The organism is Teichococcus wenyumeiae, assembly GCF_003696345.1.
Lineage (GTDB): Bacteria > Pseudomonadota > Alphaproteobacteria > Acetobacterales > Acetobacteraceae > Pseudoroseomonas > Pseudoroseomonas wenyumeiae.
This window is the reverse complement of record NZ_RFLX01000014.1, coordinates 70,431-86,059: the sequence shown is the minus strand read 5'-3', so window position 1 is coordinate 86,059 and position 15,629 is coordinate 70,431. Positions and strand designations below refer to the sequence as shown.

Below are 15,629 nucleotides of genomic sequence, written 5' to 3'. Positions count from 1 at the left end.
TAACCGCCATGCGTCCCGCCCTGACCGCCGCCGTGCTGCTGGTCGCCGCCGCCATGTGGCCCTCCATCGCCGAGGCCGCCGACCGGCGGGTGGAGGTCGTGAATGCCTCCCGCCAGGATCTGCGGGAATTCTACGCCTCCAACACCAAGCGCGGCTCCTGGGAAGAGGATATCCTGGGCGAGGACGTGCTGCCCCCCGGGCGCTCCGTCACCATCGATATCGACGATGGCTCCGGCGCCTGCCGCTTCGATTTCCTGGCGGTGCTGGATGGCGGCCGCAAGGTTGAGCAGCGCAACGTCAATGTCTGCGAGATCAGCCGCTTCACCGTCCGCTGACGGGATGGCTCATGGCCCGGCGGCTGCGCTGCGCGCGAGGCGTTGTGCCATGCCGCCGGCCAGTGTCTCCGCCATGCAGAGATAGCCAAGGTCGTTCATGTGGAAGCCGTCGGGCGAGAGCATGAGCACCTTGCGCGGCAGGGCATCCCAGTAGCGCATGATGGCGTAGCGGCGCATCAGCGGCACCCGCTTCTCCGCCGCCACACGCTCGATGCTCTGCACGAAGTCGCGGTACAGATCCTCGCTGGACACGCCGGGAAAGAACTGCGGGTCGATCAGCAGCAGGTCGAGCCCGCGGCCCAGCACGAAATCCACGCCCTCCCGCAGCGTTTCGGCAAAGGCTTCGACCGAGATGTGGCGCATGGCGTCGTTGGTGCCGAGCTGCCAGAGCACCACGTCGGGCTTCCACTCCTCCACCGACTTGCGCATCCGCACCAGGGTGGTGGAAGCGACTTCGCCGCCGATGCCGTCGTTGCGCACGGTGATGTCGGCTCCCGGCAACAGCCGCACCAGCGCATCCCGCAACCGGGGCGGATAGGCATGCGCGGACGCCGAGGCGCCAACCCCCGCGGTGGAGGAGGAGCCGATGGCCAGGATGCGCACCGGCTCCTTGTCCTGCAGCAGCGCCGCCATGCGGGGCAGCGCGAATTGCAGCCTTTGCAGCTCCCCCGGCACGGCGCAGGTGTCAGGCACATTGCCCACGGGCGGACTGGTGCTGCCGGGCGCCGCTGGCAACAGCGGCGCGGCGGCGGGGGGCGGGGCGGGGATGGCGGTCTGCGCCCGGCCCAGCTTCGCCAGCCCGAGGGCCGCGACACCGGAGAGCAGCAGCGCCCGCCGCATCAGAAGGGCAGAACCGCCGGGCCGGGCGCGACGGCGGCGGCCCTGCCGCGGCGCTTCTCCGCCAGGGTCAGCAGCCAGGCCGCCAGGAGCTGCGCCCCAATGCCCAGGGCGACATAGAGGATATCGAAGCCCACGCCGTCATGGCCCGTCTGGCGCAGGGTCACGCCAGTCATGCTGAGCACCAGCCCGGTGCAGAAGACCGGCAGGGAATGACGGCCCATCATCGCCAGCGGGCTGTTCGCGGGCCGTGCCTCCGCCCAGGCCTGCAAGGGGGAGTGCACCACCACATAGGCCAGCGCCAGCACGTGCAGCAGGCGCGGCACGGAGAGATACTGCTTCTCCGGCACCAGCAAGAAGTCGCGCAGCACCACATCCTCCGCCACAGGCGCGAGGTGGAAGACCGTCACCACCATCGAGACGATCAGGAAGCCCAGCGCCAGCAGCCAGGCCGGGCGGTGATAGGGGATGGTGAAGCCCGTGCGCTCCCGCTTGCAGCCCAGCGCGAAGCCGATAGTGAAGAGGAACTGCCAGCTCAGCGGATTGAAGAACCAGCCGCCTTCCATGGGATAGGAGGGCAGGTTGGTGCGCGTCAGCCCGGCGGCGGTGTAGAGCGCCGCGGAGAGCACCAGGGTCAGCGAAAGGCTGCGCGTGCCCAGCCACAACAGCAGCGGCAGGATGGCGATCAGCACGAAATACAGCGGCAGGATATTCAGGTATCCCGGCTGGTAGCTGAGGGTGACGGCCGAGACCAGCGACTGGATCGGGTCGGCGATCAAGGGGTCCAGCGCCACCACGTTGAAGAGTTCCGCATCCCCGGTGCGCAGCACAGCCCAGGCAAAGACCGCGCTTCCCAGCACCAGCATGGCGAGATGGGTGGTGTAAAGGCCGGCGGCACGGCTCATCACGCGCAGGGAGACATTGAAGCGCTCTGCCGAATGGCTCTTGTAGCGGCCGGAATAGGCGCAGGCGGCGGCATAGCCGGCGAAGAGAACGAAAAGTTCCGCCGCGTCGGAGAAGCCGAAGTTCTTGTGCGTCCACCCCTCCAGCACATTGCCGGAGACATGGTTGATGAAGATCGAGGCCAGCGCGAAGCCACGCCAGACATCCAGCGCCGTGTCCCGCCCAGGCGGAGCCAGGCGGGCCGTGCCGCCTGCGGCGGTTGGCGCTGCTGTGGATGACATGGCGAATCCTCCTTGAGCCGCGCCGGGGCACGACAGATCAGAACGGCAAGGGGAAGTTGTGGTTGCCTTGGCTCAGCCGGGCGCGAGGTCCACAGCCACGTCCAGCCAGTGCCGCCCGCCGCCTAGGATGATGCCCCGGAGCGGCGAGACATCGCTGAAGTCGCGACCCCAGCCCAGCACCACATGCTCTTCCGCCACCACCAGGTTGTTGGTGGGGTCCAGCCCCACCCAGCCATGGGCCGGCCCAAGCCAAGCCCCGACCCAGGCATGCGACTGGTCGGCGCCCTGCCGCGCCACAGCTCCCGGTGGTGGCCGGGTGCGGATATACCCGGATACGTAGCGGGCCGGAAGGCCAAGCCCACGCAGCCCGTTCAGCATCAGGTGGGTGAAGTCCTGGCAAACGCCCGCCCGCTGCGCCAGCACCTGGGATACCGGCGTGGCGATGCCGGTGACGCCGGCGCGGAAGGTAAAGTCGCGCCGGATGCGCGCATTCAGGTCCAGCAGCCCCGCCAGCACCGGGCGCCCTGGTGGGAAGGAGGATGCGGCATAGTCCCGTGCCGCCGCATTCTCCGGCAGCATGGGCGAGGGGAAGGTGAATTCCACCGCCTCCGGCCCTGGCCGGGCAGCCAGTTCTTCCCAAGGCGGGGTCGCTTCGGCGGGCGGTGGCAGCGGGAAGGCGGTTTCTACCTGTGCCTCGGCCACCACCTCGAAGCGGTCATGCGGCTGGTCGATGGACAGCCAGGTGACACGGTTGCCGAAATGATCTGTGCCCTGCGTCAGCCGGGATGGCGTAGGGGTGCAGCGGATCTCCTCCGCCAGCACCCGCTGGCCGGGCACGGCGCGCGGCGATAGGTGGAGCATATGGGTCGCCATATCCACCGTCTCGGCATAGCGGTAGGTGGTGACGTGGCGGACGCGCCAGTTCATCGCGGCCCTCAGTAAATGTCGGTCAAGGCCGGGGCGGTGGCGGGTGGGGCGGCTTCCATCTGCCCGCCCAGCGCCTGGGCCGCCGGCAGCAGCGCGAAGTAGCGGCGGGTGACGGCATCGGAAAGGTTGGCCACCTCCGCCTCCACCCGGCCGATGGCGGGTGCCAGGGTGGTGGTGGCGGCGGCCTGCTCCGGGCTGGCCAGGATGGCGGGGGGCATGGCCTCCACCTCCGCCAGCAGCGCGGCGGCGGCGGCGGCCAGGGGGGCGTCGCCCAGATCGGCCAGCAGGGTCTGGATGGCGCGCAGCTGGAAACCCAGGCCGCGCGGGTTGCCCGGGTCCGCCAGCACCAGGTCCAGCGCCGGGGCCGGCTGCAGGATGCCCAGGTAGCGGTTGCGGTAGGTGATCACGGAATCGCAGAGTTCCAGCGCCAGCCGCAGCCCCGCTTCCACCCGCGCCGGGGCCTGGGCCAGGGCGAAATGCAGCTGGGAGGCGACGCTCTGCGCCCGCTCCATCCGCCGGCCAAGGTCCAGGAAGGTATAGCCGCCGGCCCGCACCATGTTCTCCGCCGCCACGCCGGCCAGGCTGGCGGTATAGCGCAGCACCTCGGCCAGCAGGGCTTCCAGCGCATCCAGCCCGCGCACCGTGGCGGCCTGGGCCAGCAGGCTGCGCAGGGGCTGGGTGAAGGTGGCGTAGATATCGGCGGTCAGGCGGTCCCGCACCGCCTCCACCAGCCGCCCGACCTGCCCCAGTTGCTCCACCACCGCGCCACTGGGCTGCACGCTGCGCAGCAGCGCCTCCCGCAGCGGGCCGGTACCGGCGCCGCTGGGCTGTTCCTCGGCCGCGATCAGCCCGGCATGGTGCAGGCACCGGGACAGGGTGGCCAGTTCCGCCACCTCGTGCGGCAGCAGCGGGCCCCGGTCCAGGCGGCAGAGGGTGGCGCGCATCAGCCGCGCCGCGCCTTCCAGCCGTTCGGCATGGCGGCCAAGCCAGAAGAGGTTGTCGGCCACGCGGGAGGGCAGGTCGCCCGCCGCGCGGCGGATAGCCAGCGGCGGCTGGCGCTGCGCGGCCGGGCCGGCGATGCGGGCATTGTCCTGGTGCAGCACCCAGACATCCTTGGCCAGGGTGCTGCCATCCTCGGCCTCCACCCGCGCCAGGCCGCCAGGCAGGATGTGCCACTGGCTGCCATCCTGCATCAGGAACAGTCGCAGCCGCAGCGGGTGCGGCATCAGCGCATCCCCCTGCACGCAGGGCGCCACCGAGGCCGGCAGCGCCTGCTGCGCCACGTAATCCGCCGGCCGGGCGGCGATGCGGGAGACCAGTTCCGCCCGCGCCGCCAGATCCAGCGCATCCGGCACCACGCCCTGGCCATGGGCGCCGGTGGCGGGGTGGAGGGTCCAGCCGGAGAGGTTCTCCAGTACCCCCGGGTCCACCGGCCAGCGCGTTTCCGGCTGCGGCAGCAGCAGGTCCTCGCCCAGCAGGCGGCGGGCCAGCGCTGGCAGGACGGCGGCCAGGCCCGGTGCCTCGGCCAGGCCGGAGCCGGGCTCGTTGACGATTTTCACGGTGCCATGGCGGGCGGCGTCCAGCAGGCCGGGCACGCCCATGCCGCCGCCATCCAGCTCCAGCGGGTCCAGGCCCCGGCCGGGCACGCGGCGCAGCAGCACGTGCACCGGCTGCAAGCCCTTCAATGTCTTCAGGAAGACGCCTCCATTGCGCACGGAAAGGTCGCCCGGCTCCACCAGCGCGCAGGAGAGTTCGCGCGCCAGCAGCACATGCTCGAACCACAGGCGGTGATGCACGCCGGGCGTCAGCAGCGCCACGGCGGGGCCGTCGCTGCCCGGCGCCCGCTGCTGCGGGGCCAGGTGTTGCAGCGCGTCCTGCCACAGCTCGAAGAAGGGGCGCAGCGGCCGCAGCTGATGGCCACGGAACAGGCCGGGCAGGGCGCGCGAGAGCATGCGGCGGTTTTCCAGCGCATGGCCGATGCCGCCGGCGCGGCTGGTGAGGTCCGCCACCACATGCCAGCGCCCGTCCGGCGCGCGCAGCAGGTCGGCGGCATAGCAATGCAGGAAGGGGTGGCTGGCGGTGCCATCCGCCTTGCGGCAGGGGCGCAGGAAGGCGGGATTGGCGTAAACCAGCGCTGGCGGCACCAGCCCTTCCGCCACCAGATGCTGCGGGCCGTAGAGGTCCGCCAGCAGCGCCTCCATCAGCCGCGCCCGTTGCGTCAGCCCGGCGGCGAGGTGGTCGAATTCCTCCGCCGGCAGCACCAGCGGCACCGGGTCGCAGCGCCAGGAAGCCTGGCCCACCCCCGGCACCTCGCCCGGCAGCAGGGAGGTCACGCCCTCGGCGAAGACACGTTCCATCCGGCGCGCCGCTTCCCCGAAGCTGCCGGCGGCGCCATCGGCCAGCCCGGCCAGGATGCCGCGCCAATGCGGGCGCAGGTTGCCCTGGCCATCGACCATCTCATCGCGCGGGGGAAGCTTACTCACCCCGCGGCCGCTATCACGCGAAACGGCGCAGGTCGAGGGTTCGGCTCAGCTCCGCGCTGACCACCCGCAGCGGCTCCGGCATCGCGCCGGGCGTGTGGCCGAAGGGGAAGAAGCGGGCGCGGCGCCGGGCCTCGGCCTCATTGGCATTGACCGGGAAGGTCTCGTAGTTGCGGCCGCCGGGATGCGCGACATGGTGGCTGAAGCCGCCCAGGCTGCGGCCGGTCCAGCTATCCCAAAGGTCAAAGACCAGCGGCACCTGCGCGCCGATCATCGGGTGCAGGGCGGAAGGCGGCGCCCAGGCCTTGAAGCGCACCCCCGCCACGAATTCCCCGGCCTGCCCGGTGGCCTGCATCGGCAGGGCGCGGCCGTTGACGGCGACGGTGTAGCGTTCCGGCGCGAAGCCGGTGGCCTTCACCTGCAAACGCTCGGTGGAGCTGTCGACATAGCGGGCGGTGCCGGTGCCGGTGCTTTCCTCGCCCAGCACATGCCAGGGTTCCAGCGCGTGGCGCAGCTCCAGGCCCACGCCGGCCAGCGTGACCTCGCCCACCTGCGGGAAGCGGAACTCGGCATGGGGCGTGAACCATTCCGGCTGCAATGGCGCGCCGAGGGAGCGCAGCTCCGCAATGGCATCCCGCAGGTCCTGCACGGCGTAATGCGGCAGCATGAAGTCGTCGTGCAGCCGTGTGCCCCAGCGCACCAGGCGCCGTTCATAAGGCTGGTTCCAGAAGGCAGCGACGGCGGCGCGCATCAGCAGCATCTGCGCGGCGGCCATGCGCGGATGCGGCGGCATCTCGAAGGCGCGGTATTCCACCAGTCCCAGCCGGCCGGTGCTGCTGTCCGGCGAATACATCTTGTCGATGCAGAATTCGGTGCGGTGGGTATTGCCGGTCATGTCCGCCAGGATGTTGCGGAACAGCCGGTCGGTGACCCAGGGCGCCTTCTCCTCAAAGGGCCGAACCTGCTGGAAGGCGATCTCCAGGTCGTTCAGCACGTCCTGCCGCGCTTCGTCGATGCGCGGGTGCTGGCTGGTCGGGCCGATGAACAGCCCGGCGAAAAGGAAGCTGAGGCTGGGATGGTTGTGCCAGAAGCCCAGCAGCGACTTCAGCAGATCGGGGCGGCGCAGGAAGGGGCTGTCAGCCGGGGTGGCCGCGCCCATCACCACATGGTTGCCGCCGCCGGTGCCGGTGTGGCGGCCATCCAGCATGAACTTCTGCGCCGCCAGACCTTCCTGGCGCGCGGCTTCGTAAAGCTGTTCCGTCCGCTCCACCTGCTGGTCCCAGTTCAGCGCGGGGTGGACATTCACCTCGATGACGCCGGGGTCGGGCGTGACGGAGAAGCTCAGCACGCGCGGGTCGCGCGGCGGTGCATAGCCTTCCAGCACCACGCGGCGGCCGGCCCGCGCCGCCGTGTCCTCGACGGCGGCGACGAGGTCCAGCCAGTGCTCGATCTTCGTCAGGGGCGGGAAGAAGACATGCAGCCTGCCGTCCCGCGCCTCCACCGTCAGGGCGGTGCGGACCAGGGCCGATGCTCCGGCTTCCACCTCCGGTACCGGCTGGTGCAGCACGGGGAAGAACGCGCTGCCCTCCGTCGCCGGCGGCACGCCGGGGCGGGAGAACTGCCGGGCGTGGCCCGCGGCCTGCGGCGCGGCGGCGGTCCCGGCGCGGTGGAAGCTGCCGGCGGCGGGCAGGGGGCCACGCGGGGCGAAGGGATCGGTCTCGAATTCCGTGGGGATGCTCCTGGGGTCGGCCCAGGGCAGGCTTTCCAGCGGCAGACGGAAGCCGATGGGTGAATCGCCGGGCAGCAGGAAGAGCACGCCGTCCCGGAAGAACCACTTGCCGGATTCCCAGCCCGCCGCGCCATGCCGCAGCGGCAGCACCGAGCCGACGCTGGCTGTAAGCCCCTGGCTGAAGACCTTCGCCAGCCGCGCGCGCTCCAACGGGTCGCGCAGCTTGGAGTCCTCGGCCACCACATTGGCCGGCAGGCGCTTTTCCTTCCAGAGATAGTAGTGGATGTCCTCATGCGCCGGGTTCACCAGCGCGGGGTCCAGGCCCAGCCGTTGCGCCAGGGCCGCGGCGAAGGCGGCGGCATCCTGCGCCGTGGCACTGTCCTGGTGGTCGTCGTCCGAGAGCAGGCCAGCGTCGCGCCACACCGGCTGGCCGTCCGCGCGCCAGAAGGCGTTCAGCGCCCAACGGGGCAGTTGCTCGCCAGGGTAGTGCTTGCCCAGGGCGTATTGCACCACGCCGCCCTGGGACCAGATCGGCATCAGCCGCTTCAGCAGCCGCCCGGCCAGCTTCCGCTTGGTGGGGCCCAGTGCGTCGGTGTTCCATTCCGCCGCTTCCTGGTCGGTGGCGGACACGAAGGTGGGCTCGCCGCCCATGGTCAGCCGCACCGCGCCGGCTTCAAGCTGCGCGTCCACCTGCCGGCCGGCGGCCTTGATCGCTTCCCACTCCGCCTCGGCATAAGGCTTGGTGACACGAGGCGTTTCCCGCACGCGGCGGACGGACATGCCGAAGTCGAAGCTCACTTCCGCCTTGCTCATCAGCCCGCTGATCGGCGCGGCGGATTGCGGTTCCGGCGTCGCGGCCAGCGGGATATGGCCTTCACCCGCCAGCAGGCCGGAGGTCGCGTCCAGCCCCACCCAGCCGGCGCCGGGCAGATAGACCTCGGCCCAGGCATGCAGGTCGGTGAAATCGGTGGTGGGACCTTCCGGGCCTTCCAGCGGCTTCTCATCCGCCACCAGCTGGATCAGGTAGCCGGAGACGAAGCGCGCGGCATAGCCCAGGTGGCGCAGCATCTGCACCAGCAGCCAGGCGCTGTCGCGGCAGGAGCCCTTGCCCTTTTCCAGCGTTTCCTCCGGCGACCAGACGCCGGGCTCCAGCCGCACCACATAGGCGACGCTGCGGTTCACCAGCGCATTGATGTCCATCAGCATGGACACCGTGCCCTGCTTCTCCCGGCTGATCTGCGCCAGCAGCGCGGCAAGCCGCGGGCCGGGCGTATCGGCGCGGCGGAAGGGCGCCAGCTCATGCTCCAGCACGGGGTCGTAGCTGAAGGGCCAGGTCTCGGCCTCGGGCTCCAGGAAGAAGTCGAAGGGATTGACCGTGGCCATGTCGGCCACGAGGTCCACCGTGACGTCGAACTGCGTCACGCGCTCCGGAAACACCACGCGGGCCAGGAAATTGCCCTGCGGGTCCTGCTGCCAGTTCAGGAAATGCGGCCTGGGCGCGATGGTGAGGGAATAGGAGAGGATCGGCGTGCGCGCATGCGGCGCCGGCCGCAGCCGGATGGTCTGCGGCCCCAGCGAAACCGGGCGGTCATAGCGGTAGCTGGTGCGGTGCGTCAGCGCGACGTTGATCGACATGCAGGCTCCCGGGGAATCGTTCGCGTTCCAGCATAGACTGCGGCTGTTGCGCTGCGAAACGTCCCAGGGCCGGCAAAGGCCGCCGCATCATCTCATACGATGGGCGCGCGGCGGTGGCGGCGGCTGCTGCGGTCGAAACGCCTGTTCATGATGTCGTTGTTCACGGCCGCCGCCGCGGCCGCTGCCTGCGGCAGGGCCGGGGGCTCGGCCAACCGTTGCAGCACCACCGCCCCGCCCTCCGGGAAATTGGGGCCGGAAAGGGCGGCGCGGGCGCCATCGGGGTTCAGCCCTTCCAGGGCACGCGCGGCACGGCGCAGGGCGCCTTCCACCTCCCGCGACGGCGCCCTGGGGGCGATGCCGAAGGCGCGGCGGGCCTCCGCCTGTCCCAGTTGCAGTTGCAGCAGCGTGGTGCCGTTGAAATCGCTCTGACGCGCCAGGTCCTCGCTGAGCCGGCGGGTCAGGTATTCCAGCTGCGCGACGGAGCGCGCCACCCGCGCGGGCTGCCCGCGCTGCGACGGCAGGTCGCCGAACTGGAAGGGCGCGTTCAGCGCCGCCCCCCGGATCGGGTCCCCGGCACCGCCAAGATAGAGATCCGCCGGGTCGGAAGTCCCGGCGCAGGCGGCGAGCAGCGGCAGGACGACAAGGGCAGGCAGGAAGGGCAGGCGCTTGAACATGGCCGGATACCGGGTTGCTGTTCCGCAGCATCTGGCGCATCCCAGGGCCATGCAAGCGGCATCCGGGCTCTCATGCGCCGATCCGCCCTTGCCCCAGCCGCCCGGCGCTGCCACACAGCCGCCGTTTGTCTTGACTCCGGGACCAATGACCGAAGACCTGCCCAGCCCAGCCCTGCTGCCTTCCGGCCTGACCGACCTGCTGCCGCCCGAAGCGGCGCGGGAAGCGGCGCTGGTGGAGGCGATGCATGCCGTCTTCGCGGCGCATGGCTATGAGCGGGTGAAGCCGCCGCTGCTGGAATTCGAGGATTCCCTGCTGGCCGGCTCCGGCGCCGCCGTGGCGGACCAGACCTTCCGGCTGATGGACCCGGACAGCCACCGCATGCTGGGCCTGCGCGCCGATACCACGCCGCAGGTGGCGCGCATCGCCGCCACGCGGCTGGGCGCCGTGCCGCGCCCGCTGCGGCTCTCTTATTCCGGGCAGGTGCTGCGGGTGCGCGGCACGCAACTGGCGCCGCAGCGGCAGATCCCGCAGGTGGGCATCGAGCTGATCGGCGCCGACAGCGCCGAGGCCGATGCGGAAGTGGCGCTGCTGGGCGTGGAAGCGCTCGCGGCCGCCGGCATCGCCGCGCCCAGCCTCGACATCACCCTGCCGACCATGGCGCCGGCCCTGCTGGATGCCGCCGGGGTGGAAGGCGACCTGCGCCGCAAGCTGGCCCGGGCGCTGGACCGCAAGGACGCCGCCGCTGTGACGGAACTGGCCGCCATCGCCGGCCCGCCCGCCGTGGGGCTGACCGGGCTGCTGACCGCCGCCGGCCCGGCCGATGGCGCGCTGGCCGCGCTGACCGCCGCTGACCTGCCGCCCGCCGCCCGCGCCATCGCCGACAATGCCGCCGCCATCGTGGCCGCCATCCGCGCCCGCGCGCCGGGGCTGCGCATCACGCTGGACCCGGTGGAATTCCGTGGCCTGCACTATCACGTGGGCGTCGCCTTCACGCTCTATGGCCCCGGCAATACCGGGGAACTGGCGCGCGGCGGCCGCTACATGAGCGGGGAGGAGCCTGCCACCGGCATGACGCTCTACCCCGATGTCGTGGGCCGCGCCGTGGCCGCGCCGCCGCAGCCGCCCCGTGTCTTCATCCCGCGCGGCGCCGATGCCGCCGCGGCCGCCGCCCTGCGCGCGCAAGGTTTCATCACCCTGGCTGCCCTGTCTGACAGCGACACACCGCAGAGCCTGCGGTGCAGCCACATCCTGCGCGGCACCGTTGCCGCGCCGATCGAGGAGAACGCATAGCCATGGCCAATGTCGCCATCATCGGCGCCCAGTGGGGCGACGAGGGCAAGGGCAAGGTCGTCGACTGGCTGGCCAGCCGGGCCGATATCGTCGTGCGCTTCCAGGGCGGTCACAATGCCGGCCACACGCTGGTGGTGGGCAACCAGACCTACAAGCTGAGCCTGCTGCCCTCCGGCATCGTGCGCGGCAAGCTGGGCATCATCGGCAATGGCGTGGTGCTGGACCCGGACGCGCTGCTCTCCGAGATCGAGAAGGTGCGGGCGCAGGGCCTGGATGTCGGCCCGCACAACCTGCGGATCGCCGAGAACACGCCGCTGATCCTGCCGCTGCACCCCGCCATCGACAAGGCGCGCGAGGCCGCCCGTGGCGAGAGCAAGATCGGCACCACCGGCCGTGGCATCGGCCCGGCCTATGAGGACAAGGTGGCGCGCCGCGCCATCCGCCTCTGCGACCTGGCGGAGCCCGAGACGCTTTCCGCCAAGCTCGACGAGCTGCTGCTGCACCACAACACGCTGCTGAAGGGCCTCGGCGCCGAGACCTTCGAGAAGCAGGACCTGCTGGACCGCCTGCTGGCCCTGGCCCCCAAGCTGCTGCCCTTCTCGGAAGCGGTGTGGGAGCGGCTGGACGAGGCCCGCCACAGCAACAAGCGCGTGATGTTCGAGGGCGCGCAGGCCGTGATGCTGGACGTGGACCACGGCACCTATCCTTTCGTGACCTCCTCCAACACCGTGGCCGGCAATGCCGCCGCCGGCGCCGGTATCGGCCCGCACCAGATCGGCACCGTGCTGGGCATCGCCAAGGCTTATACGACCCGCGTCGGCTCCGGCCCTTTCCCGACCGAGCTGTTTGACGACGTGGGCAAGCGCCTGGGCGAGCGTGGCCGCGAGTTCGGCACCGTCACCGGCCGCCCGCGCCGCTGCGGCTGGTTCGATGCCTGCCTGGTGCGCCAGGCGGTGAAGGTCGGCGGCGTGCAGGGCCTGGCCCTGACCAAGCTGGACGTGCTGGATGGGTTGACCGAGCTGAAGATCTGCACCCGCTACCGCATCGACGGCGAAGTGGTGAAGCGCCTGCCGGCCGCCGCCGGCGCCCAGGCCAAGGCCGAGCCGATCTACGAGGTGCTGGAAGGCTGGTCCCAGTCCACCCAGGGCGCGCGCTCCTGGGCCGAGCTGCCGGCCAATGCCATCAAGTATGTGAAGCGGATCGAGGAACTGGTGGAAGCGCCGGTGACGCTGCTCTCCACCAGCCCGGAGCGTGACGACACCATCCTGGTCAGCGACCCCTTCGCGGACTGAGGCGCCAAAAGAGAAGGGGCGCGGCCTTCGCAGGCCGCGCCCCTTTTTTTGTGTCCACCGTTCCGGTGGATCAGTCCACCGTCAGGCGGCGCTCGGCGATCTGGGTCTTCATGCTCTTCTGGAGCTTCTCGAAGGCACGGACCTCGATCTGCCGCACGCGCTCGCGGCTGATGTTGTACTGCTGGGACAGCTCCTCCAGCGTGGTGGGCTCGTCCTTCAGGCGGCGCTCGATCAGGATGTGGCGCTCACGCTCATTGAGCGTCTTCAGCGCCTCACCGAGCAACTCGCGGCGGTTGGACATGTCCTGCCGCTCGGCGATCTCGGTTTCCTGGCTCTCACTCTCGTCCACCAGCCAGTCCTGCCACTCACCCTCGCTGTCGGCGCGCACCGGCGCGTTCAGCGAGTTGTCGGGCGAGGCCAGGCGACGGTTCATGGACACCACGTCCTGTTCCGGCACCTGCAGCACATGGGCGATCTTTTCCACCTGCTCAGGCTTCAGGTCGCCCTCTTCCAGGGCAGCCATCTGGCCCTTCAGCCGGCGCAGATTGAAGAACAGCTTCTTCTGCGCGGCGGTGGTGCCCATCTTCACGAGCGACCAGGAATGCAGGATGTACTCTTGGATCGCGGCGCGGATCCACCACATGGCATAAGTGGCCAGGCGGAAGCCGCGGTCGGGATCGAAGCGGCGCACCGCCTGCATCATGCCGACATTGCCCTCGCTGATCAGTTCGCCGACGGGCAGGCCGTAGCCGCGGTAGCCCATGGCGATCTTGGCGACGAGGCGCAGGTGGGAGGTGACAAGGCGATGGGCGGCCTTCTGGTCACCGGCCTCCTTCCACGCCTTGGCCAGCCGGAATTCCTCCTCCGGCGTGAGCATGGGAAACTTGCGGATCTCCTGCAGATAGCGGGAGAGATTGCCCTCAGGGGCGATCGGAATCATCGAAGACGTAGTGGAAGCCATGGTTGCATCTGCCTCCTGCACCTGCCGGGAGCCCCTGTGACGGCGAGCCCCGGAACAGGTCATCTGTCCGGGTCGCACCCCGCTGGGCCCTGACGCACCGCACTTGCCCCGCAGTCACAACGGGACGGGTCCGGCGGCCGCGCCATCGGTGTGGCACCCGGCGTTGGCGACTGGGAGAACGATATCAAGGGGCGGAGGGTTGCGCAAGAAAATCCCGACTGTAATAGTCGGGTTACCCGGCGTCACCATCCAGCAATGCGAGCAAGTCCTTGAAATCTTGCGGCAGCGGAGCCGTGAAGCGAAGGGTTTCTCCGGTAACGGGGTGCGGGAAGCCTAATGACTCCGCATGCAATGCCTGCCGGGGGAAGGACAGCAATGCGTCCCGCGCAGGGGCCGGAAGCGCCTTGGCGCTGCCAGGCACGCGCTTGAGGTAGACCGGATCGCCCACGATCGGGTGGCCGATATGCGCCAGATGCACCCGGATCTGGTGGGTGCGCCCGGTGGCGAGGCGGCAGCGCAGCAGGGCGCAGGCGGTGCCCCAGGCTCGCTCGGTGCCGTAGCGGGTGAGGGCGTCCTTGCCATTGCGGGTGACCACGGCCATGCGCTTGCGGTCGGTGGGGTGACGGCCGATCGGCGCCTCCACCTCGCTGCTGGACGGGCTCGGCACGCCCCAGGCCAGGGCGAGGTAGGAACGCTCCAGCGCCTCCCGGCTCGCGAAAGTGGCGGAGAGCGCCTGATGCGCGCGCTCCGTCTTGGCCACGACCATGACGCCGGACGTATCCTTGTCCAGCCGGTGCACGATGCCCGGCCGCTTCTCGCCGCCGATGCCGGCCAGGTCGTCCCCGGCATGGGCCAGCAGGGCATTCACAAGGGTGCCGTCCTGGTTGCCGGGGGCGGGGTGGACCACTAGCCCGGCGGGCTTGTCCAGCACGATTAGGTGGCGGTCCTCGAAGAGGATAGTCAGCGGGATGTCCTGTGCCTGCGGCTTCGCCGGTGCGGCGGGCGGCACCTCGACGCGATAGGTGGCGCCGGCGCGCACGGGCTCGGACGGGTCGGCCACCGGGGTACCGTCCCGCAGCACCTGCCCGGCCTCGATCAGCGCCTTGACGCGGGAGCGGGAGAGCGTGCCTATCCCGGCCGCCAGGAAGCGGTCCACCCGTTGGCCCGCCGCATCGGCGCCGGCCGGCAGGGTGAAGGCTTCGCCTGGCGTCAGGCTTTCAGTGGAGGTGTCGGTGCGCGCGCTCAAGATCCTGGTGTCCGTCATGGGCCTGCTCATCGTGGTGGCCACGGTGGCGCTGGTGGTGCTGGTGATCCAGCGCATGGGGCGAGCCGCCCAAGGTGTCGCGCCCGGTGCTAGCACGGAACTGGCCCTGCGGCAGCCCGCCGGCAGCCGCATCGCCGGTATCGCCACGCTGGAAGGGCAGCTGGCCGTCTGGGTAGAGCGGCCCGATGGCGGCCGCGTGCTGTTGCTGGACCCGCGCAGCCTCCGCCAGACGGGCGAGGTGCGGCTGGGAGAGTGATCCGACCCTGTTTGGTGAGGCGGATGAAAATTTCTTTCCAGGATACGCAGAAGGCACCTTGATCGGCGCCGACAGCGCGGTTAGAAGCCCGCCACGCCCAACGAAGTCCCCTTCGTCTAGAGGCCTAGGACACCGCCCTCTCACGGCGGTAACAGGGGTTCGAATCCCCTAGGGGACGCCATCTCACCGCAGTGCGGTTCGAGAACAGCGGCTTTATTCAAGAACATGCTTCGATACATCGCTTGGCCTGCATCCCGGCCTTGCGCCTGCTTGTCTTCTATCCGCGGGCACCTTTCGCGCCATAGGGCTTCCGACAGTCCAGTTCCTTACGGCTGGCCTGTAGACCAGGTCATATCGGGCTTGATCAATGTGTCGGAAAAGCTTACGACATCTTACGATCACACGATCGTGAAATCGGCTAAGAACTGGCCGATCGGAAAGGTGCCCGGATGAGTGCCCTGCAATACGCCCCGCCGCTGTCGGATTTGGATCTGGCGTGGGAAATCACCAGCCGCGTCCTTCATGAGGGTGCCGAGGATACCCGGATGCCGGCCCTCTGCCTGATGGCCTGCATCGTCGCCAAGTATCCGCTGGGCGTTCTGCAGGATCTGGCGGAGGACATGCTCTCCACCTTCATCGCCGAAGCCAAGCCGACGGCCGACGAGATCGACCTGATCCGCTACTTCCGCGCTTCCGAAGTCTGACATCGCACCACGGTGCGGGATGGTTGGCCTGTGCCGGCACATCCCCCACCTATCTCCGCA

General features: G+C 70.1%; 13 protein-coding genes and 1 tRNA gene. 6 read left to right on the top strand and 8 right to left on the bottom strand.

Going from position 1 to position 15,629, the window contains the following annotated elements:
• Window positions 1-8 precede the first annotated feature (8 nt).
• Complete coding sequence (locus EBE87_RS17775) at window positions 9-335, top strand: hypothetical protein (RefSeq protein WP_120639619.1); 327 nt, start codon at window positions 9-11, stop codon at window positions 333-335.
• 9 nt (window positions 336-344) lie between these two features.
• On the opposite strand, the gene EBE87_RS17770 is transcribed toward EBE87_RS17775, so the two are convergent.
• The 6 genes from EBE87_RS17770 to EBE87_RS17745 form a co-directional block, all read right to left on the bottom strand.
• On the bottom strand, window positions 345-1,175 hold the full coding sequence (locus EBE87_RS17770; RefSeq protein ID WP_120639618.1) for an SGNH/GDSL hydrolase family protein: 831 nt from the start codon (window positions 1,173-1,175) through the stop codon (window positions 345-347).
• Window positions 1,175-2,356, bottom strand: a complete 1,182-nt coding sequence (locus tag EBE87_RS17765) for an OpgC family protein (protein WP_120639617.1) — start codon at window positions 2,354-2,356, stop codon at window positions 1,175-1,177. Before EBE87_RS17765 ends, EBE87_RS17770 begins: the two co-directional genes overlap by 1 nt.
• 72 nt (window positions 2,357-2,428) lie before the next feature.
• Window positions 2,429-3,283: a transglutaminase family protein gene (locus EBE87_RS17760; protein WP_120639616.1), complete on the bottom strand. Its 855-nt coding sequence runs from the start codon at window positions 3,281-3,283 to the stop codon at window positions 2,429-2,431.
• Between the two features lie 8 nt (window positions 3,284-3,291).
• Entirely contained in the window at window positions 3,292-5,766 is a 2,475-nt protein-coding gene (locus EBE87_RS17755) for a circularly permuted type 2 ATP-grasp protein (RefSeq protein WP_147426133.1), read from the bottom strand.
• A 13-nt stretch (window positions 5,767-5,779) separates the two neighbouring features.
• On the bottom strand, window positions 5,780-9,127 hold the full coding sequence (locus tag EBE87_RS17750; protein ID WP_122140093.1) for a transglutaminase family protein: 3,348 nt from the start codon (window positions 9,125-9,127) through the stop codon (window positions 5,780-5,782).
• Window positions 9,128-9,219: 92 nt separating this feature from the next.
• A complete protein-coding gene (locus tag EBE87_RS17745) occupies window positions 9,220-9,801 on the bottom strand; it encodes a hypothetical protein (protein WP_120641138.1) in 582 nt (193 codons plus the stop codon).
• Window positions 9,802-9,946: 145 nt separating this feature from the next.
• Between EBE87_RS17745 and EBE87_RS17740 the strand changes: the two genes are divergently transcribed.
• Both EBE87_RS17740 and EBE87_RS17735 read left to right on the top strand, forming a co-directional pair.
• The gene (locus EBE87_RS17740; protein WP_122140092.1) at window positions 9,947-11,092 is read left to right on the top strand and encodes an ATP phosphoribosyltransferase regulatory subunit; all 1,146 of its coding nucleotides are present in this window, start codon (window positions 9,947-9,949) and stop codon (window positions 11,090-11,092) included.
• Between the two features lie 2 nt (window positions 11,093-11,094).
• Complete coding sequence (locus tag EBE87_RS17735; protein WP_120636968.1) at window positions 11,095-12,384, top strand: adenylosuccinate synthase; 1,290 nt, start codon at window positions 11,095-11,097, stop codon at window positions 12,382-12,384.
• 70 nt (window positions 12,385-12,454) lie between these two features.
• Here the strand turns inward: EBE87_RS17735 and rpoH are convergent, their stop codons facing one another.
• Both rpoH and EBE87_RS17725 read right to left on the bottom strand, forming a co-directional pair.
• A complete protein-coding gene (gene rpoH / locus EBE87_RS17730; RefSeq protein WP_199707136.1) occupies window positions 12,455-13,345 on the bottom strand; it encodes an RNA polymerase sigma factor RpoH in 891 nt (296 codons plus the stop codon).
• A 232-nt stretch (window positions 13,346-13,577) separates the two neighbouring features.
• A complete protein-coding gene (locus tag EBE87_RS17725; protein WP_456316261.1) occupies window positions 13,578-14,591 on the bottom strand; it encodes an RluA family pseudouridine synthase in 1,014 nt (337 codons plus the stop codon).
• Between EBE87_RS17725 and EBE87_RS17720 the strand changes: the two genes are divergently transcribed.
• The 3 genes from EBE87_RS17720 to EBE87_RS17710 all read left to right on the top strand — a co-directional run bounded on the left by EBE87_RS17720 (window position 14,578) and on the right by EBE87_RS17710 (window position 15,569).
• Window positions 14,578-14,865, top strand: coding sequence for a DUF6476 family protein (locus tag EBE87_RS17720; protein ID WP_233553072.1), 288 nt, complete (start codon window positions 14,578-14,580; stop codon window positions 14,863-14,865). The genes EBE87_RS17725 and EBE87_RS17720 overlap by 14 nt on opposite strands.
• 105 nt (window positions 14,866-14,970) lie before the next feature.
• A tRNA-Glu gene (locus tag EBE87_RS17715) sits at window positions 14,971-15,046 on the top strand.
• Window positions 15,047-15,314: 268 nt separating this feature from the next.
• Entirely contained in the window at window positions 15,315-15,569 is a 255-nt protein-coding gene (locus EBE87_RS17710; protein WP_120636965.1) for a hypothetical protein, read from the top strand.
• Window positions 15,570-15,629: the final 60 nt, after the last annotated feature.

What these genes read in the sequence shown, in the direction of transcription:
- EBE87_RS17775 (WP_120639619.1), top strand. Translation starts at nt 9, where the DNA reads ATGCGTCCCGCCCTGACCGCCGCCGTGCTGCTGGTCGCCGCCGCCATG.
- EBE87_RS17770 (WP_120639618.1), bottom strand. Translation starts at nt 1,175, where the DNA reads ATGCGGCGGGCGCTGCTGCTCTCCGGTGTCGCGGCCCTCGGGCTGGCG.
- EBE87_RS17765 (WP_120639617.1), bottom strand. Translation starts at nt 2,356, where the DNA reads ATGTCATCCACAGCAGCGCCAACCGCCGCAGGCGGCACGGCCCGCCTG.
- EBE87_RS17760 (WP_120639616.1), bottom strand. Translation starts at nt 3,283, where the DNA reads ATGAACTGGCGCGTCCGCCACGTCACCACCTACCGCTATGCCGAGACG.
- EBE87_RS17750 (WP_122140093.1), bottom strand. Translation starts at nt 9,127, where the DNA reads ATGTCGATCAACGTCGCGCTGACGCACCGCACCAGCTACCGCTATGAC.
- EBE87_RS17745 (WP_120641138.1), bottom strand. Translation starts at nt 9,801, where the DNA reads ATGTTCAAGCGCCTGCCCTTCCTGCCTGCCCTTGTCGTCCTGCCGCTG.
- EBE87_RS17740 (WP_122140092.1), top strand. Translation starts at nt 9,947, where the DNA reads ATGACCGAAGACCTGCCCAGCCCAGCCCTGCTGCCTTCCGGCCTGACC.
- EBE87_RS17735 (WP_120636968.1), top strand. Translation starts at nt 11,095, where the DNA reads ATGGCCAATGTCGCCATCATCGGCGCCCAGTGGGGCGACGAGGGCAAG.
- rpoH (WP_199707136.1), bottom strand. Translation starts at nt 13,345, where the DNA reads ATGGCTTCCACTACGTCTTCGATGATTCCGATCGCCCCTGAGGGCAAT.
- EBE87_RS17710 (WP_120636965.1), top strand. Translation starts at nt 15,315, where the DNA reads ATGAGTGCCCTGCAATACGCCCCGCCGCTGTCGGATTTGGATCTGGCG.